Below are 22982 nucleotides of genomic sequence, written 5' to 3' on the forward strand. Positions count from 1 at the left end.
TTATATACAAAAACGCCCACGAACATTCATGATCGCAGGCGCTTTTTAGCAAGGTTTATTGGTTATTCAGGCCAGCTTTGCTCCCCGTCAACAGTAAGCATAGGATGACTAAGCGTTGTGCAATAGCCTGTCGCAGAAGAAGCAAAATAAACATCGCCCAACACCGTGTAGCCTTTGGATTTCACTTGCTGCTGTGCTTTATCTGAGGTTGCCATGCCCCACATGCTGAAGTAGTCGCTCAAATCGAGCTCTGTTACTTCTGACAACGCTATTAATAGCCAATCATTGTTACCTATGCTCTGTGCCTCCGACAGACTGTAGTTCGAAAAACCAAGCCCATCTTTTTGTGCCTGCCAATTAGCATCACTGTTATCAGCTAGATTAAAAGCCCGTTCAATAATGTGTAAGCGAGGGTATAAATGCCAGCCGTTTTCAAGCTTATTGTATGCCTGTGCCGCCATCATAATTTGTAAGTAAATTGCATGGCTTTGTGACCACTCTGACATCGCTAACTCTTGCATATAAGCATAGGGGTTAGCCGTTTGCTGACTGGCCTGTAAGTGATTAAATAAACCTTCAAATGGCAAGTTTTGACACGACGCCGAGAATCCCGTTTCATCTTCAAATTTAGACTTACTGTAGTAAGAGTAAAAATTGGTATTGGAGTGACCACCAAAGCCTTCGATACGGAATCGGTCTTTTTCAAGACCATGGCCTAACTCATGAATATCGCCATGCCCAGTCGGATTAAAATTCCACCCTGCGTCATACGGGTTACCCGAGCAGCCCCAGCCGCATGTGGGTTGGTCGGCATTCATGTGCTTAACAATATCAATGGTCTGTATTTCAAGGTTGCGTGCGCTGGCAAAGTCATGAATTTCGGTAACTACATCAATACCAGGGCCTTTAAAACCCGCTAATACATGCGGGTAGTTATGAGTATAACGCTCCACGGCATGGGCAAAGTCAGAGGCAATTGGCCAGTAACCTTCGTTGATCGAAATACGCATTTTCTCAAGCTTTGAGTGTACTTCAAAACCGCCTGTTGCTACTTCGGCCCAATCGTAGTCGCCTTTTTCAAGTAGCTCAGCAAAACGTGTATCATCGCTGCTGCTTCGCCAATACGGATGCTCACCAACATTGTTAAATTCAAAGCTGACGTCTAAATCATTTTGATCGAACGCAATTTGAATTGGCCCACCATAGGGTGAGGTAAAGTACACGGTTTCATTGCTTGTCACTGGCACATGCACCGACTGCAATTTAGCAGGACGATTATAACCATTACTGCTCATATAGTGCGTTGCGCCATCACGTAAGGTATTTACAAACACCTTGGTGTTAACGGCTTGGTTGTCGGTGCGCTTTATCGAGAATGTTTGCCCGGGCAGCGCATACACACCTGTTGAGCGAAAATGCGCTTTACTTTGCATGTTTACTGTCACGCTTTTTGGCGTTACATGGCTAAAGTCACTGCGGCTAAAATTTCCCATATCACTTTGGGTTGGGTTCACTTTACGCACATTTAATACCGCATGATCAGCAAATAACGAACGAAAAAAAGCATTATTATCAGTACTGAGCTTATCCATCGGAAAACGCACATCTTGGCGATAATGATCGCCAAGCAGCGCTAATAATTGATAAAAGCGATAGCCTTGCTCTGCAAAAATATCGGTTTTTGCTTGGTCAAAGCCTCTAAATAATGAGTTCACTTTAGTGGCTGCATCGCTGAATTGTTGCTGGTATTGACTATCACTCGGACAACTACGGTTATCACAGGTGCTTAAATCTACAGTGAATTCACCTGTTTTAAAGCGGTTCAATAGGGCTTTAATGGTGAGCACATCACTCGGTAGGCTGTTGCTGATTACACTTGGGTTCCATTCTGCGAGTTCTAATCGGTGCCAATAGTTATCACCAGCAACACTGACATGGAATAACTCAAACAAGGCGTTACCCAACGCTGTTTGACTACCATCGCGCTGAACATAAATCACGGCAATATCATTCGCTAGCGCCTGCTTTACTGCTGCAACCACATTATCAATATTTAATCCTTCGCGTTCATGCTGAGAGATAATTAATATATCGGTGTCATCAGTTAAACACCCCGCTAAGGCATCGTTATCACAGCTGGCTTTCTCGTTATACCGAACTCGGTCCTTGTAATGCGTATCGAACCATTCTCTAGTGAGAATGCGGTCTTGAAAATAATAGCTCTGATCAAGCTGTGCCATTACAAGGTTAAGAGGCTGCTCTTCAGTTACTTCTCTGCCTGCAAGCCAGCTATGGCTGTTTTTCAAAAAGCTGAGCATTTGCTCATTAATCGTGTTGCGATACGGGTTACTGCCGAATACGAGGTAGCGGCCGCGCTGTGCATCACTGCTACCCACCACGGCGAGGTTTCTTACTTTTGCTTCATAACCTTCTTGCCAACTATTATTGGTTAACAGTACGGGCTCATTAAATGGATAAGTGGCCCTTAACAGCGTTGCATCCCATGTTGGATACCAGCTTAGTGCATCCAAGGGTGACTGTGTGTCTAAACCAAATAAACGATTTTTAATCGTTTGAAAGCGCGCTTTGTGAGTGTCAATTTCATTCAGTGCCGCATCAAGTAATAAATCACTGTTTGGCACATCAAGGGCGTTTCCCGATGCAAGAGCTTGTGCCACATAACTTTGCACTATGTTTAACACAAATTCATAGTTCGCGTGTTCACGTGAGTCACTGGCTGTGATAGTGAACCGAAGTTCACCTACATCCTCATCGCTAGGCGTGCCCGATAAGGTATTTGTTTGCGCATTAAAGCTAAGCCATGCCGGTAAACCTGCCACCGTTAGGCTTACCTCATCATTGTCAGTGTCATTATGGGTAAGCGTTAAACTAAATGCGTTTTCTGCACGCGCCTCTGCGGCGAGTGGGCTGATGCTAGGCAATGAATTAGCGCGAGGAGTCACAGTAAATATTTGCTCAGCAAGCTGCGATACTTCGCCATCTGAATAACGAAAACGAATGAGCTGCTCGCCACGGTCAGTAAATACAGGCGTTCCCGAAAAGCGCTGAGTGTTATTATCAAAAATTAACCAATCAGGCTGTGCAACGTCACTCACTATAATCGTATCGTTTTGTGCGTCGCTAAATGTGAGCTGATAAGCGTAGGCTTGGCCTTCATTCGCATTAGCTGGCGTTGAAGTAAGCATTGGCGATGTGTTTTCTTCCCGCGCTTTCTCCACCGTAATATCAATCAACAGCTGTGCTGATAACTGCCCATCCGATACACTAAACTCTATGTTTGAAAACACGCCTGCCTGCTCAGGTATACCGCTTATCGCCCCCGTTGCTTTATCAAAATTGACCCAATTAGGTAAGTTGCTCACCGAAACTGTGAGTGGATCATTATCTGGATCAGACACTTGTGGGTTAAAGTTTAGCGTATCGCCGACCTTTAACGTTTGTGACTGCCCACTGATTTGAGGTGCTTGATTTTGCGGTGTTTCAGTGACCGGAGGTGTAACGGGCGTTTCTTGTGGCTCTGAACCACCGCCACACGCCGTTACTAAAGCGAGTATTGCTGTGCTTAAAAGCGCATGCTGGTATGAAGAAAAAGGTTTGCTCATTAATCTTATATTCGATGTATACATTTTTTTAACATTATAAGGGGATGAGCCACACTATTAACTCGCACGAAAGACGTAAATTGACAACGCTATCAAAACATTTTCAAAAAATAGCCGACTCAAGTAAGTTCTGAATTTTCTGAGTGTGCGTCATGTATTAAAATAACCTTACTAGGGCTAGTATTAATGAAGGAATAAACGAGCAATTTGAATTTGGAAAACCATGAAATCTATTAGCGTGATATGTATCACTTTATTCTTTTTAATAACCAGCTATCCCACAAAAGCTGACATTGCTATAAACGCCACCCCTTTTGACTTTGCCACAACCCTAAGCTTTAACTCTGAAGTGTTGCATCAAGTTCGCTCTATAAATGTGTATTTGCCGCAAAGCTATGAAAAAAATACAGGCAAATATTATCCGGTCATTTACTTATTAGATGGTTCTAAAAATGAAGACTTTATTCATATAGCGGGCCTGGTGCAATTTGCGAATTTTTCATGGATCAAAATGATCCCCGACACCATTGTTGTCGGGATAAGTAATATTGATAGAAAGCACGACTTCACCACAAAAAGTAACAACCACTTTGACCAGCAAGAACTTCCAAGCCATGGGGGGGCTGAACAATTTATCCATTTTTTACAGCATGAATTAAAACCATTAATCGCCAAAGAGTACCGTACTAACGGCACAGAGACCCTAATAGGTCAATCTTTAGGGGGCTTGCTTGCAACTGAAATATTGTATAATCACAGTGCGTTATTCGATCATTACCTAATCATAAGCCCAAGCTTGTGGTGGGACGATGAGGCGTTATTAAAAAGCCAATTTAAACCAAATCACCCTCCTAAATCGGTGTACATTGCAGTGGGCAAAGAAGGTCATGTAATGGAGCGAGTTGCGAAAGAATTATACAAACAACTTGCTCATTCACTTAAAGACAAAAGCCAAGTGAAATTCCAGTTTTTCTCCGAACATGAGCACGGCGACACATTGCATTTAGCGGTTTATGATGCCTTCAAAGACATCGACTACGCGCGTTGAGTCATCGCTATAATCAGCAATAATACCTGACCACTTGAACTTATAATTTAAGCCACTTAAAACAAAGCGGCTAAAAGCATTACCATGCAAATATGGCTCTCGGTTGTTTGTTTAAGCGCAAGCACGTGCCGAGTTCAGTATGTTTTTGCCAGGCTTTGGCATCCCATGTTTTTATAAAACAATTTATAAAGGAATTTATAACTCATTAAAATTTAAACGTTTAAACAGCGTTTCGTAAGCTTATTCCCCCACTTCACTTTTTCAATTACTTTTCTGCCATTCCTTTTCTGCAATAAAAGTAATGATAGTTAATTACCCGCTGTCAGCCCCTTTTTAAATAAGCGCGTGGAAAGCTGGCTTTAAAACAAACACTCAAATGCGAATTATTCTTGATCTTATTTGTGTTTTATATACTATAACCGCCATCTTATATGGACTAACAAAAAAAATTGGGATCAACAATGAAATCAATAAGACTTAGCTTATTAACTCTGGCAATTACCGCACAATTTTCAGCAATAGCAGATGATGCAAAGCCTAAGCAAGACATGGAACATTTAGTTATTACCGCCACTGGTTTTGAGCAAAAAGTAACTGAAGCACCTGCAAGTATTTCAATTATCACAAATGAAGATATTAAATCTCACGCCTTTACTTCAGTGCTCGATGCAGTGCAGTATTTAGAAGGCATCGACATTGGTACAACCCGCGACAAAACAGGCCAAGGCAGTGTGAGTATGCGTGGTTTAACAGGTGAATACACCCTGCTATTGATCGATGGTAAACGTCAAAACAACCACGGTGATATATACCCTAATAACTTTGGTGGTAACGCCTTTAATCACGTGCCGCCGGTTGACGCTATTGAACGTGTTGAGGTTATTCGCGGCCCTGCATCGACACTTTATGGAGCAGACGCACTCGGTGGTGTTATTAATATCATCACTAAAAAGCACACTGATAACTGGAGCGGTGCAGTGTCATTTAGCCGTTCATTACAGCAAAACGACGACTTTGGTGATGACATTACCACCGACTTTAGCGTGATGGGTCCGCTTATCAAAGATGTTTTAAGCTTAGGTGTGCGCGGCAGTATTTATGAGCAACAAGCCTCCTCGCCAACATTTGAACCTGCGGTCGATCCTAATGGCGTAGTCCATACTCGCTCACTTGGCTTTGGTAGTGGTGGTCGTACTGTTGATAATACCAACGAACAATACGGCTTTACTTTAACTTACACACCTTTTGATTCTCATCATTTACGGTTTGATTATGACAACTCAAGCCAAGTGTATGACAACACGCCAAGCTACGATATTGAATCAGGCACTATCACTTACCCTTTAGGCACTAAAGATAATATTGAATCTATTTGGCAAGACAGCCGCGGTCAGGTTAATCCACGTGCAGGTTATGCCGCCGATCAAGAGTTTGACCGTGAGTGGTGGTCATTTAGTTATGATGGTGAGCTTGAATGGGCCACCATTAAAGCGTCGGTATCGTATGTTGATACGCAAAATAACGGCCGTACTTTGCCTCTAAGCGTTAGTGAGCGTATAGAGCTGCAAGCTATGTACGATGGCACTGGCGAATATGAAGGTATGGATGAGCAAGCACGAAAAGATTTAGCCGAAGACACCTTCTTACCCCGCCCAGCTCGCCCACTCGAAAGCAGTCAGTACACGTATGATTTACGCTTTGATATTCCAATCACTGGCGGTTTTGGCAGCCACAATTTAGCGATTGGTGGTCAGTTAATTGATGGTGAGTTAAAAGATGGTGTATTTGGTCTTGAAAGTGACCAAGCCGGTCAAGTTCAAGAACAAAACATGTACTCGGTATTTGCCGAAGATAACTGGATGGCAACCGATAACTTTACTTTCACTTTGGGTGCCCGTTACGACGACCATGATGTATTTGGCAGCCAAGTATCACCCCGCGTGTACGCTGTGTACAACTTATCTGACACTTGGACTTTAAAAGGCGGTGTTAGCACAGGTTATAAAACCCCACAAACAACCGACCTATACGACGGTATTACTGGTTTTGGTGGTCAAGGCACCAGCCCATTTGCTGGTAACCCAGACTTAGAACCAGAAACCAGTGTTAACTCAGAAATCGCGCTTTATTGGACATCACTTGAAGGTGATCACAACATCAATGTCACTTATTACAACACTAAGTTCGAAGATAAAATAGCCCGCGGCGATACCATTTTAAGCTGTGAGCAAACCAATGGTGTGCGCCCGTGTGTTAACTTAGGCCAATACGATCAACTGGGCTATGACAGCTACAGCCAAAAAATTAATATTGATGAAGTTGATCTACAAGGTGTTGAAATTGCAGGTCAATATACACTAACCAACACGGTGTCAATCAATGGTAACTACACATGGACTGACAGCGAACAAAAGAGCGGACCAGAACAAGGCAAACCATTAACTAACAGTGCTGAGCACATGGCCAACTTAACGCTAAACTGGGAAGCCACCGACTCAATCAACCTTTATTTACAAGGTGTGTATCGCTCAGATCGTTACCGTGGCTGGGATAACGTGCACGATAAAGCGCTGTATTACAAAAACTACAACCTACTTAATCTAGGTGCACAGTTCTATGTTAATGAGTACGTGCAAATTAACGCTCGCGTAAACAACCTACTCGACGAAGATTTCACCTCTTATAGTACGAGCTATACCGACTTAAATGGGGATGGAGAGTACGAGTACCTAACAGGTCGTGGCGTAGTAAGTGAAGTCACTTTCACTGATGACTACAACGTAAAAGATAAAAGCCGTAATTTCTGGATTGGCGTTACCGCTTACTTCTAATATTTTTCTCCCTGAATATAGGCAGCACTCACTGTTGTGCTGCCTACTTCGAGCAGGTCGTCCGACTGTCACTAAACTGCCAACAATGCCATTTATACTTCATTAACCTGCGTAAGCCTGTTAGTTAAATAATGCAAAATATTCTCACAGCCAGCGGTATATCTATTAGTTACCAAGATAAAGGTGACCTTGATGCACCTGTGATCATATTGATTATTGGCTTAGGCGCACAATTTACCGTGTGGCCAGAGGCCTTGTATAGTGGTTTAGTAGAAAAAGGGTTTAGAGTAATTCGCTTTGATAATCGCGATGCAGGGCTGTCATCATCGCTCGATGAATTAGGCAAACCAAGCCTTATAAAACATTGGCTGAGCCGCCGTTTACCGCTACGCACCCACCTCCCCTATTCATTAGATGACATGGCCCGTGATGTAAAAGAGTTGATGAATGCACTTTCTATCAAACAAGCGCATTTAGTGGGGGCATCAATGGGGGGCATGATTGCACAAATAGCTGCTGCAAAATACAAAAAGCGCGTACTCAGTTTAACCACCATTATGTCGAGTAGTTCACCTTGGTCGTTTTCAGGCTCGAATATTAATTTACTCATAAAACTAGCTAAAATACAGCCACGAAACCGAACTAAAGAAGCCGAAATAAAATACAACGTACGCCTTAATCAATTAATTGGCAGCCCTGCTTACCCGCAAGATGAATGCGCTTTGTATGAAAACGCAAACCGTTATAGTAAGCGTGCCGCTCATAATCAACAGGGTTTCAAACGCCAACTAGCAGCCATTGCAGCAACCCCTTATCGCGAAAAACTATTGAAAAAAATTAAAGCCCCGACCTTGATTATTCACGGCAGTGCCGACCCTGTCATCCCTCTTGAAGCTGGCATTAATACCGCACTTATAATCAAACGCAGTAAATTAAAAGTGGTGCCCGGCATGGGGCATGATTTTCCACCCGCTTTAATGAAAAAGATGACTAAATGGATAGCAAAGCATGCCCGTAGAGCATCAAAAAAGCTCCGTTAAATAACGCATACTCATTACGAATGAAAAACGTTATGAGCGCGCTTTAATCAACCACTAAACTGATGCCAAGGACCTGTTATGACGAGTGTTTTTGCTGGTGAGTAAACATTTACAAACAAGGTACTGCCATCGGGCGAAAAACAGGCTCCGGCAAGTTCTGTTTGCGCAACCAAACGCGCAAAATTATAAACCTGTCCTTCAGGAGTCACGCCACGTAAGTGATTATCAACCACATCGGTGTATTGATCTTCACAAACAATTAAATGGCCATTTGGTGACACTGTTAAGTTATCGCCAAAGTTATAGAGTGTTTTGCTGGTACTCTCAACAAACAACGATATCTTGCCAGGTTTCTCAGCTTCTTTATTAGTGCCTTCAAATTCTGATGGCTGGTATTTCATTACCTGACCAAGTTGCTTTTTACCGCCATTAGTACAACAAAAATAAAGCTCTTTATCACCCCAGTGAATGCCTTCACCTCGCGCAAATAAAGCAGCGCCTTGCTTAAAGCCACGTAAGCGTAAGTCATCTTTCGGGCTTTCAGGGTTATCTAAGTCAATCCACTCAACATCCAACTCTTGATGCAGTGGCATGGTCTTACTATGCCAGTTACGGCTATCGAACTGTGGTTTCCCTTTAACGACCATTGCTTGTAATTGGCCGCCTTTGTGCAGCTTGCCATATTCGTTAGGAATGAAACGGTAAAAAACGCTGTCACCCTTATCTTCGGTTAAATACACAATACCAGTGCGAGGGTCGACAGCGGCCGCTTCATGATTAAAGCGTCCCATGGCTTTCAATGGCTCAGGTTTAATGAGGCCTTTACTATTGGCAGGCACCTCAAAAATATAACCATGATCTTGATTGAATCCATCGGCTTTGGTGTCGGTTGTTTCTTCACAAGTCAGCCACGAGCCCCAAGGCGTAATACCACCAGAACAGTTACGAATAGTGCCCACTAACGAAAGATACTCTTGCTCTTTTTGATGGGTTTTTAAATTATAAATAATGTGGCTAGTACCACCAGGAAGTGCGACACCTTCGCGGTTAGTATCGAAGGCGAATGGTGTTTTATGCTGTGCGATACTGGCTTCGGCTTTAGTTAAATCTGTTGGTTTTAATTCGTGGTTACGCACCAAAGCAACACGGTCATTGCCAAGGGCAAGACAGCCCATACCATCGGCTTTGTCGGGAACAGTGAAGCCATCTGACATTTTCTCACCTAAGCTCGAAATAATCTGATAACTAAAACCTGCGGGTAAATCTAATAGCGCATCAGGGTCAGGCAATAAAGGACCAAACCCTTTGATCGTTGTTTGCAAATCATTAAGCGACACTTTGCCAATGGCACTTTTTGATAACCCTAAAAAGGCTAACGTACCCGCCCCTACCAAAAATTCTCGACGTGAAACCATGCTAACTCCGAGCTGAAACCAGCTTTATCATACAAATAAAAAGAGCATTATAAAGCAAAGAAATCATAAAAAGTTACAGTATCACAATCTTCACGAAAATGTCATAAAGCACCTAATAACGACGCTTTAATCACTGCGAGTTGTTGATTAGACACAATAAAACTAAATAACGGTGATATTCCAAACTGCAAAACTAACCATTCACATAACCAGACTAGCCATTTTATGAATGCGCTTAAAAGTCATCATCACAGTATTGTGAAAAGTTAATGTTCTCTCTAGTGGAGTGTTTCAAACTCGGAATAAGCAATTATTTTCGAGATGCTTATATTTTTGCTAAGTCGCCACAACTCGTTACTTGATTACGACCTTGATGCTTTGAACGATACAACGCATCATCTGCACGTTTTAGTACTGTTTGCCAACTTGTTTCTTGTGGGTTCAACATTGCAACTCCGACACTTACTGTCAGATACACAGTTTCATCGTCTAAAATAAGCGGTGTTTTTGCAACTGATTTTCGAATACGCTGTGCCAATAACTCAACGTCTTGGCCGCTTATGTGGCTCACTAACACAGCAAACTCTTCGCCTCCTAAGCGAAAATATTGGTCATATTCCCTGAGTTGCTGTTTAGCAATTGCGGTTACATGTGCGATGGCTTTATCGCCAAGTATATGTCCAAACTGATCGTTCACTGATTTAAAGTGGTCAATATCAAACACTATAAAGGCTAACTGGGTGTCATTGCGTATACATCGCTTTAGCTCTTTATTAGCAAATACCTCAAGCGCTTTACGGTTATACCACCCTGTTAAATGATCCGTTAAAGAATACTCTCTTAACGCGAGTTCTTTACGCCAAGTCACCACAACAGAAAATGCTATCGTCAGTAAAAAGTAAAAAGCGATAACCGCTAAACTACCTATGTTTAAAAGTTGATGCTTTTCAATCCATGGCGTATTTTCAATACCTGTCAGTAACAAATAGCCTCTAAATAACTGTTGCGCCGAGAAAATAAACAACAAAATAATGAGCAAGTAATACGCTTTGCCCGCTTCTTCATTTCGGTGCTTCCAAAGTGCTAACATCGCCGAAATATCAAGTGCAGCGATCATCGGGTACAAAACAACAATACGCAGTTCAATTGACTCATTCATTGCTGGCACAAAATGCATAACAAAAATGCCAACAAAAACGATCAGCACAACCCCCCACATCGAACGATTATATAAGCATTTAGATACGCCACTGAAAAGCGCTGCATGCCCAGCTAAATAGCAAGCATTCGCAAAAGCAGGATGGAAAAACGAAGGAAAATCGACATTAGTCGCGAGAATACCCGATAAATTGGAAGCGAAAAATAATGCACCACACACCAGCCAATCAATTAAATAACTTTCGTTACGACTCGCAATGTACAAAGCAGCCATTGTTAACATCATTATAAAGCTAACCAGTGCCGTACAAACGAGCAATGTGTGGAGATCCATTCTTATTATTATCCCTTAATTAGAATTAGGGGGTGGATAATAAACCAACAATTAAGGCAAGTTCAATAGCCAAACTTAGAATATAATCCTCGAATTGACTATTATTTGTTCTATAGCGTAAAGATATAAAATTGAATATATTTTTCCATAACTTAAAAATAACTTGTTATTTTTACCTATAGACAAAAGCCCTCTCATAAAAACCGCCTCTATAAAAACAGCAACTTTACATTTAACACATTGAAAAAAAATGAGTTTAGAAAGTAACGCCATGCTGTATCGGCTAAACAATGCCTAACAAAACAGGGGATTTCTGGACTTTATAAGTAACCTTATTTAACAGGTACATTCTCAACGTATTGATTAAACGTATGAGCAGTCTGCTGTATTCATAGAGTGATTAACATGATTATTAAAATGCTTAAGAGTCATTTATCACTCTTTTAATCTCTCCTATTATGCTCGCTCATCTTTAGGAGACCCCATCACCACATGTGACGTAATGGTTCTTACCTGAGGAATTGAACCGAGCACATCAGCATGAAATGCTTTATATGATTTTAAATCTGCCGTTTCTACCCGCAGTAAATATTCAAACGCACCGGTCACGTTATGACACTCTTTAACTTCATCAATAAACGCGAGTGCTTGCTCAAATGCGAGCTGCGAGCTTGTTGAGTGGTCGTTTAAACCCACGCCTACATAAGCGATAAAACCTAAACCAACAGCGTGATGATTAATCACTGCGCGGTACCCCGAAATCACCCCGAGCCGCTCAAGTTCTTGAACCCTTCTTAGGCATGCCGATGGCGACAACCCCACTTTCTCTGCTAGCTCAGTATTTGCTAAACGGCCATCACGCCTTAACTCATGCAATATTCTGTCGTTAATTCTATCTTTCTTCATTTTAAATTGTGATTTCAAACTACCAAAACAACATTAAGCGCGATAATTGCGTGCATTTCAATCTATAATTGCAACTTAACAAACAGGGAGAGACTATGATGAGTTTTGAGATGATGACAGCACTGGCGTTATTCGCCCTCGTTTCGTCAATTACCCCTGGGCCCAATAACTTAATGTTGATGAGCTCAGGTGCCAATTTTGGTTTTAAAAGGACCACACCGCATATGTTTGGGGTAACGTTAGGCTTTATGTTGATGCTCTTTTTAGTTGGCCTCGGCATTATGCAGCTGTTTGACTTATTTCCGCTAAGCTACCTCATTCTAAAAGTGTTTTGTGTTGTTTATTTGTTATATCTCGCTTATAAAATAGCCACCAGCAACGGACAACAACACACACAAAATAAAGGTAAGCCTTTTACTTTTATTCAAGCGGCCCTTTTCCAATGGGTGAACCCTAAAGCATGGGCAATGGCGCTTAGTGCGATAAGCTTATACGCTCCAAACAAAAACGTATCAGCGGTATTAATCGTCAGTGCCGTATTTGGTTTAATTAATTTACCTTGCGTGAGCTCGTGGACCTTAGTAGGCGAAAAACTACAACACTGGCTTTCAAGCCCCACTCGTTTAAAACTATTTAACTACTTAATGGCACTACTTTTAGTCGTGTCGGTCTTGTTTAGTTTGCTTTAGTAACGGGCCTTATTTAAAAATGAGACCAAGATTACAGAAATTGAAACTGTTCTACTTGTGTAAGTTTTAACTTTTCAATTTCTTTTTTAGCGTTTTTACAATGGCGACGTAACTTAGATGGCACATCTTTATTGTCAATAATGCTTTTAAGCAGTGATTGATATCGTGCAGTTTGAGCATTGGCAAAAATTTTACAATAGTAAGCGATACCATCGAGCATATTACCATCTGTAGTTTGCTTATTGAGCCATATTTTACTGGCTAAAGCATCTAAATATTGCTCATCATAGACACCTATCCTGTCATATTTCCGACCAATACGTTGCGTATCCATTCCATCGGCTTGGTTAACCACATCAATAAACTGATAATGCTCTTGACTACTTACGTTATGAGTACGTCTAGAGTAAAACTGCTGGTCTGTCTGTGACTTAACCATTTCAACAGCCCCAATATCTTTATAATGATATAACTGTATTTCGGGGCTATTATTAAAAAAGCCTTTTTCAATTACACGGATATGATCAGGCTTTCCTAACTTTGTAACTACAGCATCGACACTCAACTCTCTCTCTAGAAAAAATAATGGGTTATCAAATGGTTGATTGGTAATTAAGATTGACTTTTTAGGTGTAGCTTGATTTTTTTCAGGCTCTGGTAATTTGACTTCCCCATCAGATAACATCGCAATTTTTGTTTTACTTTCGTCAGGGTCACCTTCAAGTACAATGGCATCTGAAACTTGCTTTCCTGACATATTTTCAATCCATACAGATGAAAAATCGGGGCTTAAATACCCTTTGACAACATAATGTTGATTAGCTTCGGGTGTAAAAGACACATCACCAGACACGATAAAATTGCTTCCCGCATTGAACATATAATTGATGGGGGCGGCATGGTGTACTTGTGCAACTAAAGTTAATGTCATTGGCTCTGTCGGTACTTCACGGCTAAATCCAACCGGAGTAAGTAGCATTCCTTGCCCATATGATGCCTGATGCGTAGCCCGAATAGAATTATTAACCTGCTTTCCATCAACTTTGCTTAAATAAAAAAACTGCCCAGAACTAGTGCTCCCCACCTTGTAAGTATCATCAAGTTTAGCCGTGTTGCCTTGGTAGTTTTTAGGGATCGGGTTGTATGTTGCTACACAGCCAACAAGTGATGAAGCCAACATAATGATGGCAAAAAAGCTTGCTATTTTTCTCATTTTTAAACCTAACTAACTATTTTAATTATTATTTTAGCTTTCAGAAGCATACACTAAGTGTTGAATTTGGGAGCATTGAAGCTCAAGTGGCATGTAAAGCGTTTGCATATTCTTACGACTCAATGCGGCATGAAGTGGTAAAGTGGCTAGCCCCTTAATGGTGATGTTGGCAACATCAGGGGTTTTAATTAACCTAACAACCTCTCTGTCACCATATTGAGAGATAGAAGGTATAAAAGGCCGTAATTGCTTAATTAGTTTCTCTAATAAAATATCACTGACATCACCACCAATGATGATTGTTTGCGTATTCAAAAGTGATTCAAGCGTATGAATAGCAATGCGCAGAGGCTCGGCGGCTTGGTCTACCCACCTATCTAAATGTTTACTTACAGCTGATTGGGTAATAACTTCTTCTTGCGTTAAATCATTTAAATTAAGCATCGCTTTTAAGGATGTTATCGATGCAAAGTCGTTTAACCGTCCTAATTCGGCTGTGCTTTCATCTGTTTCTGGTGTTACAAAAATATCACCTAACGCGCCCGTTAGGCCATTTTGACCAAGCAAAATTTGCCTATCATACACCACCGCTGATTCAACTCTTGAGCCTAAGTGTACAAAAATAAAGTTGTGAAGTTGCTGTGCTTCTCCAAATAACATTTGAAAAGCAGCACACGCCGAAGCTGAGGTTTCAAGCGCCACGGGTAATTGCAACTTATTGGCTAAACGTTGCTGCCATTGCTTGTTAAATGTAAAACGATTAATCGCCGTATCATCACTGACTTCGAGTGATAACCCAACGCCTAAAATTAATGACTTATCAATATTATCGATTTGCACTAGCGTGTCGACTAAATACGCCGCTTTATCTAACAGCGCATCAGGTTCAACCAAGGTATGCAGTCGGTTTATTTGCTCACCATTTAAGTAGAAAAGTCCCACTTCTAGTTCGTTATTCAACACTCTTATCGCAATGCTATAGGCTGCTTTCTTATTTAACACGAGCATTTTAGACGGTTTTCCTGCACCTTCTGCTTTTTTAATCCCGACTTCTTCTACTAGTTTTGCCGCTAGCAGCTCTTCAACCATATTGGTGATTGTTTGCTTTGTAAGCTGAGTATTTCGCGCAATTTCCACACGCGAAACAGGGCCTTGAGTAACAATTTGCGAGAGTACAAGACGCAAATTTATCGCTTTATTTTGCTTTGCGTTAGATCCTTTCACTGTAAGCCCACCTTTTTTACATCTTTCTTCGTTTACAACGTCTTACGCAGTTTAAGCTATCGTAACAGGAAACCGAACAAAAATTAATTAGTAAAAACATTTGACATATTTATACTCATGCATAAATATGATTATAAATAAAACAACTTAGAAACGTTACTTTTACTTTAATTTCACATTACAAAACAAGCTTACCTATAAATTACAATTAGTTACAGTAGGCTATGATAATTAAGTCAAAGTACGTGCATTAAACAGGATTGTTTAACATGTCATCGACTAAAAAAAACAGCAAGCAAAGCATACTCAAATCAGCAAACCGCTACTTTTTACACGTATTATGCTCGTTATGCTTTTACAGCTTTGCTTTATCGGCACAAGATAGCCAAACAATAGACTGGTCAAAAGCAGCGAATGCCAGCGACATAGCGCTCTCTTCAGAACAAATAAAGACTATAAAAAATAAACACCTTACCGCAGCACTCGCTTGGCATGGCGCAAGCCCGTGGATCAATGCCGTTAGCCGCGGAGCAGAAGATGAGTTTAAAAAGCTTGGTATCAAAGTGATTGCACAAACCGATGCGCAATACGACCCTGCAAAACAAGTGGCTGATTTAGAGAATATTTCAACTCTAGAACCCGACCTCGTTTTATCTCTGAGCATTGATGGCATAAGCACTAAATTAAGCTATCAAAAAATACTTGCCGTCGGCGCCAGACTGGTTTTATTAAGTAACCCGATTCCAGGATTTAAACATAACCAAGACTATGTCGGTATTGTGACTGATGACATGTTTGGTATGGGAGAAGCAGCCGCAGAATTAGTCGCGCAAGCATCAAATAATGCGGGCAAAGTAGGGCTTATTTTCCATGACGCTAACTATTTTATTACCAATAATCGCGATCAGGCTTTTCGAAAGGCCTTAGCGCGCTACAGCAATATTAAAGTGATCAGCGAAAAAGGCTTCGTAAAAGAACATGAAACAAGCAATATCGCTGCAGCAATGCTCTTACAACACCCTGAAATAGATACTCTTTATGTATCATGGGATGCTGCAGCAGAAGGCGTTATTGAAACGCTACGCTCGATTGGCCGTAAAGATATAAAAGTTATTACCCATGATTTAGGGGTAAATAACCTGCTTGATATGGCGATGAATGGCAATGTATACGGCACCATTTCAGACAGACCCTACGACATTGGTAAAACCATGGCTCGCATTGCAGCTGGGGCTGAAATAGGTATTCAAGCACCTGAATTTACACTGGTCCCTTTCGACTCAGTGACCCACGAAAATATTGCCCCTATTTGGCAAAAAGCATTTAAAGCACCGCTGCCTAAATTACTTGATTTAGCATTAAAACAATAAGGAACGACATGAGCATAAATCAACTAACACTAAACCAAATAAAGGGTCTCGCGTTGAAGCGAGAGTTCTTTATTTACTATATTTTTCTGACCGTGATGCTGCTATTTACCATTACGCTCCATGACAGTGGCTTCTTTAGCCTCACCAATTTCATGAATATCGTAAGACAAACAGCGCCCGTCACTATTATGGCTATTGGACTTACGTTTGCATTAGCCGTTGGGCATATTGACTTGTCAATTGGTGCCGTTGTTGCACTTTCGGCGTTAGTCGGCGCGATTTTGCTACAGCATGTAGGCATTCCTCTTGCTGTTGTTGGCGCCTTGAGCGTGGGACTCATTGTGGGCCTTATTAACGGCTTACTAATCGAGCGCTTGCAAGTGTCTTCATTGCTTATCACCTTAGGTACAATGGGCGTAATTACAGGCGTTGCACGACAAATTACTAATTTAGAATCTGTGCCAATTATCGACCAAACTTTCACTGCTTTATTTGGAGCGGGCGAGCTTTTTGGTGTGCCTTCCTTACTTATTTGGACTGTTGTGGTAGCAGCAATTGCCTACATTGTTCTAACAAAGCTTTCTTTTGGCCGTCATTTACTCGCCGTGGGAGGCAGTCCAAAAGCAGCCCTCGCCATGGGCATTAAAGTGACACGCATTAGACTTTATGCATTGGTTATTTCTTCTTTAGCAGCGGCGCTTGCAGGCTTGTTGTATGCCGGTCGTTTACATGGTGCACGCTACACACTCGGCGAAGCAGACTTATTAACTGTGATTGCGGCTGTTGCCATTGGTGGAACCAGTCTTTTTGGTGGTCGCGCTTGCATTATTGGCGCAATTTTAGGCTCGTGGTTAATGGGTATGATCAATAACGGGTTAATCCTTTCTGGTTTTTCCACCAATGAACAAATGATTGCGCGCGGTGTAATTTTAGTGATTGCCGTTGCTATTGGCGTCAAGGAGTTAAAAAATGGTTAGAACAGCACTCGACCAAGTGGCCTTAGAAGTCCGAAATATACAAAAAAGTTTTGGCGGTGTTCACGCACTTCAAGGGGTTAACTTTACCATTAACAAAGGCGAAGTTGTTGGCTTACTCGGCGACAATGGCGCTGGGAAATCAACCTTAGTTCGCTGTGTTTCAGGCATTCATAGCCCAGACGAAGGCGAAATAATCGTGAATGGTCAAGTGGTCAATATTGACTCCCCTTTAGATGCACGCAATGTTGGGATCGAAACAGTTTTTCAAGACCTCGCCATGGTGCCAGAGTTCAACATTACAGAAAATTTATTTCTGAACCGTGAAATAAAACACAAAAACCCTATTCTTCGTCGACTAGGCTGGCTTGATAAAAAAGCCATGGAGAAAAAAGCCAAAAAAGCATTAAACCGACTTAACAGCCGTATTCCTAGTTTTGAAGAACAGATTTACCGTTTATCGGGCGGACAGCGCCAAGCTGTGGCCATTGCCCGCGCTGTAAACTGGGGAGCTGATATCGTTATTATGGACGAACCAACAGCCGCTTTAGGTGTTGAGCAAAGCGCCCAAGTCAATGAGCTAATCAACCTTATCAGCTCTCAAGGCGTTGCCGTATTATTGATCAGCCATAATATGCAGCATGTCGTAGAAACATGCGACAGAGCGGTTGTACTTTACCAAGGTAGATCGGTTGCCGATGTTGCTGTATCCGAGGTAAGCAAAGAAGACTTAGTTAGCCTCATCACAGGCGCTAAAACAGCAGCATAAGGAAGTATAATCATGAGCATAGAAAAAAAAGTAGCCCAATTAATCGACACCTTGCCCTTAGCCGAAAAAGTGGGTCAACTGTTCTTACTCGCTTTTGCAGGTAATGATTACGAATACGCAAAAGCATTAGTCAAATACTACCATGTGGGTGGTTTTTATATCACAGATGACAACGCTGCCAATCCTAAAGAGGCAACGAATTTGGCGACTATGCTACAACAGGAAGCCGCTTTAAGAGCATGTGATGTCCCTTTATTACTCGCAGTAGATCAAGAAGGCGCTTGGGGAATACTCACACACCATACCGATTTAGGTCCCGGTAATCTGGCGCTGGGCCAAGCAAATGATCGCGCACTTACCGCAGACATGTACCAAGTTTATGGTGAGCAAATGCAGCAAATTGGTTACAACACCCTGCTTTCGCCTTGTGCTGATGTCAACGCAAACCCTAATAACCCGATTATTGGCTTACGTGCTTTTGGTGAAGAAACGGTTGGAGTTGCCCATCATGTCAGCGCTGCAGTCGAGGGAGCAAATAAGTCGGGAAACCTGTGTTGTGCAAAACATTTTCCTGGTCATGGTGATACACAGAGTGATTCACATCAAACCCTCCCCATTGTAGATAAATCTTTTACCGCACTCATGCAACAAGATTTAGTTCCGTTTAAAGCCGCTATTGAGCAAGGCGCAGGGCTTATTATGACAAGCCACATTTGCTATCCGCAAATAGACCCTAAAAACCCCGCAACTCTATCGAAGATCATATTGCAGGACATTTTACAAAAACAATTGGGTTTTAAAGGGCTAATTATTACCGACAGCATGAATATGTGGTCAATGAGGCATAATTATGAGCCTGCCGAAGCCGCTATTAAAGCGCTTGAAGCAGGTGCTCATATTGTCATGTTAAGTGAGGAGCATTACGAAAACAGCACAACCCCCTACAAAGAAATTCAAGCGGCGACTATTCTAGGGGTTATCGACGCTGTAAAAAATAACGTTCTGGATGAAAAAGTCATTAATGACCGGCTTCAACAGGTACTCGTGTTCAAATATAGGCACTTTGCAGATTCGCCGACACCAACGAACAGTCTGCTTAATAAAGCCTCTGACATTGCAAAACTTGCAGCAGAGAAAGCCATAAAAGTATTAAGAAATGAACAAGGACTTTGGCCACTCAACACTCGCCCATTTACCTTAGCATTTGCTGCAAACCCGCAAGGTTACGAAAAAATAACTAACGACAGAGGCATAGGCCCCAATGATCCTTTATCGGCTCAACATGTCATTGTAAGTACGCTGCAACAACGCAGTACGCCCCACACACTGCTTAGCTATCAGCAACTGTTAGCGGCTCTGAACAGCGACGACTTCGAACTCAACACCCCCCTTGTGCTAGTAACCGAAGATTACCCTTTGCCCGGCGAGTCATTTGATGTTTCTGAGCAACAAAAAATACTCAAAAAGGCAATCGATAAATGGCCCGATCAGCTTATCGTTATTGCCATGCGCTCTGACTACGAACTCGAAAACCACCCGCAGTTAAAAACGTATATTTGCGCCTACTCAAGCAGAGCGATTAGTGCAGAAGTTATAGCAAAGCTGTTATAGAGCGTTCATAAAACAACCAAATTAAACTTGACAATTAGTCAAAATGATTTAATAAATAATTAGTAAATCAATTTTATTAATTATAACGATAACAAAAAAGGATAACCTAATGAAAACAACCGCTGCTTTAAAAACCCATTATTTAACGCTATGCATAATGACAGCGCTATCAAGCGTATCGCTGTCAACTTATGCTCAGCAAAGTGAATCACAGGCACAAGAAAACAAGGAAATGGAGACCATTGAAGTGCGTGGTATTCGTCGCAGCCTGACCGAAGCATTAAACACTAAGCGCTTTGCAGATTCTGTTGTTGATTCTATTTCAGCTGAAGATATTGGCAAATTCCCAGACAAAAATATCGGTGATGCCATGCAACGTATTCCTGGTGTGACTGTCGTACGTACATTTGGCGAAGTAGCGGGTGTAACCGTACGTGGCACAGCACCAGAACAAAGCATGGTATTACTGAATGGCCAAAATGTTGCCAGTGTCGGTTGGTTTGATTTAGGTGGAATGAATCGAAGTTTTAATTTTGAAATGCTGGCAGCAGAACAAATTTCTGGAATGGATTTATACAAATCAGCCGAGGCCGATATCAACGAAGGCGCAATGGGAGGCACAGTTAACCTCAGAACAAGAAAACCACTTAACTTAGAAAGTGGCACCGTTTACGCTTCTGTTGAAAACAGCTATCACGCCAATGCTAAAACATGGTCACCCGCTTACTCAGGCCTTGTAAGTTGGAAAAACGACGATGAAAACTTTGGTGTTTTAGTTGCCTACTCTAATGAAGAGTCAAAAGTATACCGCGAAACGCTATCAAACTTTGGTCCCGCTGGTAACACCACATTTGTCGATACAAATGGTGTAGAGCGCCAATCATATGGTGCAATGTCATCCATTTTATTTGATGAAGACAGAGAGCGAAGCAGCTCACAAATCACGCTACAATACGCACCTAGCGACGCCTTAAGCATGGATTTAAACTACAACTTATTTGAACTTGAAAATAGCCATGTAAACTCAGCACAATTTGCGATTGTCGGCTTTGGGCAAATGCAAGGTGACTCTGTTGTTGTCAATGATCAAGGTATTGTCACAGCTGCAACATCACTTGCGTCGGGTCCTGGGCTTGCTCCCCTTTTCAATAATACCGTATTACGAACACCCAAAATGCAAACCGATGCACTGAATTTTTCGGTTAATTACAATGCAGACACATGGTCAGCAGACTTTGTAGTTGGTCGCTCTAATGCCGAAGGCCGTACTTTACAGTCAAGTACGTGGTGGGGTGATATTACCGACACTGCAAACTCAAGCTTTAGTTTTGACGTTGCAGGACCTTTGGAGTTAATTCCAACAAACCCTGATTATATGAGCGATCACAGTAACTTTGCGCTATTTCAAGAGTTCACATTTATTAACTACAAACGCGATAATACAATTGATTACGCCCAAGCTGATTTTACTTTCCAGCTCGAGTCAGGCTTGTTTACATCGATACAAGCAGGCTTGAAAGTGCAAGAGCAAGTTTTTTCATCACAAGGTGATTTCCAAGATTTAGATGTCGCGGCAGCTCAAGCAGATAACTTAACCCTCGCCGATTTCAATGGTGGCTTTGTATCAGGCTTACACAGTGCTGAAGGTCGTGCAGGCAGTTTGTCAGCATTCCCTGTTGCAAGCACCGCAATATGGGATTACGCACACAAAAATAAGCCTTCTGAAATCACCGTAAAAGATGCTTTTTCGATTGAAGAAGATATCACTGCTGCCTACGTGAAAAGTAATTTTTCGGGTGAAGGCTTTAGAGGTAACATCGGCTTACGCTATGTCGACACTGATATTCTCTCAACCGGCAGCATTAATGGCGAGCCAGATAAAATCAACAAAAGTTACAGTAACTACTTACCAAGCTTTAACTTAGCTGTTGATTTATCTGAAGAGATGATTTTTCGTTTCGCCGCAGGTTCTGCAATTTCACGCCCTGATTATGACGATATGAAAGTGGCAGATATCATCTCAGAAAGCTTTCAAACAGCCAATGTCGGCAGCCCCGAGCTTGACCCCTATAAGTCAGACCAATATGACATGGGTATAGAGTGGTATTTCAGCCCATCATCTATTATCGGTGCTACATTCTTTATTAAGAACATTAGCGACTACATTGAGCAAACCACCGTTAAAGAAAACTACCCTGGTTGCGGTCCTGAATGTCTTGTAACACGTTCAAGAAACGTCGGTACAGCCGATGTACGAGGCCTTGAATTACAATACCAACAAGACTTTGATAATGGCTTTGGTATTCAAGCAAACTACACCTATACAGACAGCAGCCGCACAAATTCAGCGGGCGAAGAAGTTCCTATTGAAGAAGTATCACAAAACTCATTTAACCTATCTGGTTACTATGAAAATGAAATTTTCAGTGCACGACTAGCCTATAACTACCGCGATGACTGGGTTCGCCAGTATAACGGAAGTAGTTTAGACAGCATGAACGACCCGTATGATCAATTAGATGCATCGATTGTTTGGCATGCGACTGATTATCTAGATATCACCCTTGAGGCAGCTAACTTATTGAACGAAGCCCTCGTCTTACGCCAACCAAAAGCAGGCAACATTGTGCACAGCGTAGATGAATTTGGCACCCGTTACTTTGTTGGTGCAAGTATACGATTCTAGACACCTAATTATGCATATTTTTGCATAATTGTAAGCAGCCATCGGCTGCTTGCACAACAGGTAAGGCTTACGTTTTTCCTTATCTAGCTCT

15 protein-coding genes are annotated in these 22982 nt (G+C 41.8%); 9 read left to right on the forward strand and 6 right to left on the reverse strand.

Annotated elements, in window-relative coordinates; translation table 11 throughout:
* Positions 1–62 precede the first annotated feature (62 nt).
* Positions 63–3623 carry an ImpA family metalloprotease gene (locus tag BM378_RS08690; RefSeq protein WP_074989000.1) on the reverse strand — a complete coding sequence of 1187 codons (3561 nt, stop codon included), beginning with the start codon at positions 3621–3623 and terminating at the stop codon, positions 63–65.
* Between the two features lie 223 nt (positions 3624–3846).
* Between BM378_RS08690 and BM378_RS08695 the strand changes: the two genes are divergently transcribed.
* From BM378_RS08695 to BM378_RS08705, 3 genes are all read left to right on the forward strand, one after another.
* Positions 3847–4671 carry an alpha/beta hydrolase gene (locus BM378_RS08695; protein WP_074989001.1) on the forward strand — a complete coding sequence of 275 codons (825 nt, stop codon included), beginning with the start codon at positions 3847–3849 and terminating at the stop codon, positions 4669–4671.
* A gap of 461 nt (positions 4672–5132) precedes the next feature.
* Positions 5133–7502 carry a TonB-dependent receptor domain-containing protein gene (locus tag BM378_RS08700; protein WP_036966763.1) on the forward strand — a complete coding sequence of 790 codons (2370 nt, stop codon included), beginning with the start codon at positions 5133–5135 and terminating at the stop codon, positions 7500–7502.
* A gap of 131 nt (positions 7503–7633) precedes the next feature.
* A complete protein-coding gene (locus BM378_RS08705; RefSeq protein ID WP_074989002.1) occupies positions 7634–8542 on the forward strand; it encodes an alpha/beta fold hydrolase in 909 nt (302 codons plus the stop codon).
* Between the two features lie 47 nt (positions 8543–8589).
* On the opposite strand, the gene BM378_RS08710 is transcribed toward BM378_RS08705, so the two are convergent.
* The 3 genes from BM378_RS08710 to BM378_RS08725 all read right to left on the reverse strand — a co-directional run bounded on the left by BM378_RS08710 (position 8590) and on the right by BM378_RS08725 (position 12355).
* Positions 8590–9957 carry an alkaline phosphatase PhoX gene (locus tag BM378_RS08710; protein WP_074989003.1) on the reverse strand — a complete coding sequence of 456 codons (1368 nt, stop codon included), beginning with the start codon at positions 9955–9957 and terminating at the stop codon, positions 8590–8592.
* 325 nt (positions 9958–10282) lie between these two features.
* Entirely contained in the window at positions 10283–11449 is a 1167-nt protein-coding gene (locus tag BM378_RS08715) for a GGDEF domain-containing protein (protein ID WP_074989004.1), read from the reverse strand.
* Between the two features lie 456 nt (positions 11450–11905).
* Positions 11906–12355, reverse strand: coding sequence for an Lrp/AsnC family transcriptional regulator (locus BM378_RS08725; protein WP_036969104.1), 450 nt, complete (start codon positions 12353–12355; stop codon positions 11906–11908).
* Between the two features lie 98 nt (positions 12356–12453).
* Between BM378_RS08725 and BM378_RS08730 the strand changes: the two genes are divergently transcribed.
* Positions 12454–13044: a LysE family translocator gene (locus BM378_RS08730; protein WP_074989061.1), complete on the forward strand. Its 591-nt coding sequence runs from the start codon at positions 12454–12456 to the stop codon at positions 13042–13044.
* A gap of 31 nt (positions 13045–13075) precedes the next feature.
* Here the strand turns inward: BM378_RS08730 and BM378_RS08735 are convergent, their stop codons facing one another.
* Together BM378_RS08735 and BM378_RS08740 are read right to left on the reverse strand one after the other, a co-directional pair.
* Positions 13076–14257: a hypothetical protein gene (locus BM378_RS08735; RefSeq protein WP_074989006.1), complete on the reverse strand. Its 1182-nt coding sequence runs from the start codon at positions 14255–14257 to the stop codon at positions 13076–13078.
* Between the two features lie 33 nt (positions 14258–14290).
* The gene (locus BM378_RS08740) at positions 14291–15481 is read right to left on the reverse strand and encodes an ROK family transcriptional regulator (protein ID WP_074989007.1); all 1191 of its coding nucleotides are present in this window, start codon (positions 15479–15481) and stop codon (positions 14291–14293) included.
* 269 nt (positions 15482–15750) lie between these two features.
* Here BM378_RS08740 and BM378_RS08745 point away from each other — a divergent pair, with 269 nt between their 5' ends.
* The 5 genes from BM378_RS08745 (at position 15751) to BM378_RS08765 (ending at position 22891) form a co-directional block, all read left to right on the forward strand.
* Positions 15751–16851, forward strand: coding sequence for a substrate-binding domain-containing protein (locus BM378_RS08745; protein ID WP_074989008.1), 1101 nt, complete (start codon positions 15751–15753; stop codon positions 16849–16851).
* A gap of 8 nt (positions 16852–16859) precedes the next feature.
* Positions 16860–17828 (forward strand): ABC transporter permease, encoded by a 969-nt coding sequence (locus BM378_RS08750; RefSeq protein ID WP_074989009.1) that lies wholly within the window; start codon positions 16860–16862, stop codon positions 17826–17828.
* Positions 17821–18594, forward strand: a complete 774-nt coding sequence (locus BM378_RS08755) for an ATP-binding cassette domain-containing protein (RefSeq protein ID WP_074989010.1) — start codon at positions 17821–17823, stop codon at positions 18592–18594. The genes BM378_RS08750 and BM378_RS08755 overlap by 8 nt, the downstream gene beginning before the upstream one ends.
* Positions 18595–18606: 12 nt before the next feature.
* Positions 18607–20205: a glycoside hydrolase family 3 protein gene (locus tag BM378_RS08760; RefSeq protein ID WP_074989011.1), complete on the forward strand. Its 1599-nt coding sequence runs from the start codon at positions 18607–18609 to the stop codon at positions 20203–20205.
* Between the two features lie 109 nt (positions 20206–20314).
* Positions 20315–22891: a TonB-dependent receptor gene (locus BM378_RS08765; RefSeq protein ID WP_074989012.1), complete on the forward strand. Its 2577-nt coding sequence runs from the start codon at positions 20315–20317 to the stop codon at positions 22889–22891.
* Positions 22892–22982: the final 91 nt, after the last annotated feature.

Origin of the sequence: Pseudoalteromonas lipolytica (assembly GCF_900116435.1) — a bacterium.
GTDB classification, from domain to species: domain Bacteria; phylum Pseudomonadota; class Gammaproteobacteria; order Enterobacterales; family Alteromonadaceae; genus Pseudoalteromonas; species Pseudoalteromonas lipolytica.

Excerpts from the sequence above, each read along its gene's own strand:
- BM378_RS08705 (WP_074989002.1), top strand. The coding sequence starts at position 7,634 with ATGCAAAATATTCTCACAGCCAGCGGTATATCTATTAGTTACCAAGAT.
- BM378_RS08700 (WP_036966763.1), top strand. The coding sequence starts at position 5,133 with ATGAAATCAATAAGACTTAGCTTATTAACTCTGGCAATTACCGCACAA.
- BM378_RS08730 (WP_074989061.1), top strand. The coding sequence starts at position 12,454 with ATGAGTTTTGAGATGATGACAGCACTGGCGTTATTCGCCCTCGTTTCG.
- BM378_RS08710 (WP_074989003.1), bottom strand. The coding sequence starts at position 9,957 with ATGGTTTCACGTCGAGAATTTTTGGTAGGGGCGGGTACGTTAGCCTTT.
- BM378_RS08715 (WP_074989004.1), bottom strand. The coding sequence starts at position 11,449 with ATGGATCTCCACACATTGCTCGTTTGTACGGCACTGGTTAGCTTTATA.
- BM378_RS08755 (WP_074989010.1), top strand. The coding sequence starts at position 17,821 with ATGGTTAGAACAGCACTCGACCAAGTGGCCTTAGAAGTCCGAAATATA.
- BM378_RS08690 (WP_074989000.1), bottom strand. The coding sequence starts at position 3,623 with ATGAGCAAACCTTTTTCTTCATACCAGCATGCGCTTTTAAGCACAGCA.
- BM378_RS08735 (WP_074989006.1), bottom strand. The coding sequence starts at position 14,257 with ATGAGAAAAATAGCAAGCTTTTTTGCCATCATTATGTTGGCTTCATCA.
- BM378_RS08760 (WP_074989011.1), top strand. The coding sequence starts at position 18,607 with ATGAGCATAGAAAAAAAAGTAGCCCAATTAATCGACACCTTGCCCTTA.
- BM378_RS08695 (WP_074989001.1), top strand. The coding sequence starts at position 3,847 with ATGAAATCTATTAGCGTGATATGTATCACTTTATTCTTTTTAATAACC.
- BM378_RS08745 (WP_074989008.1), top strand. The coding sequence starts at position 15,751 with ATGTCATCGACTAAAAAAAACAGCAAGCAAAGCATACTCAAATCAGCA.
- BM378_RS08765 (WP_074989012.1), top strand. The coding sequence starts at position 20,315 with ATGAAAACAACCGCTGCTTTAAAAACCCATTATTTAACGCTATGCATA.
- BM378_RS08725 (WP_036969104.1), bottom strand. The coding sequence starts at position 12,355 with ATGAAGAAAGATAGAATTAACGACAGAATATTGCATGAGTTAAGGCGT.
- BM378_RS08750 (WP_074989009.1), top strand. The coding sequence starts at position 16,860 with ATGAGCATAAATCAACTAACACTAAACCAAATAAAGGGTCTCGCGTTG.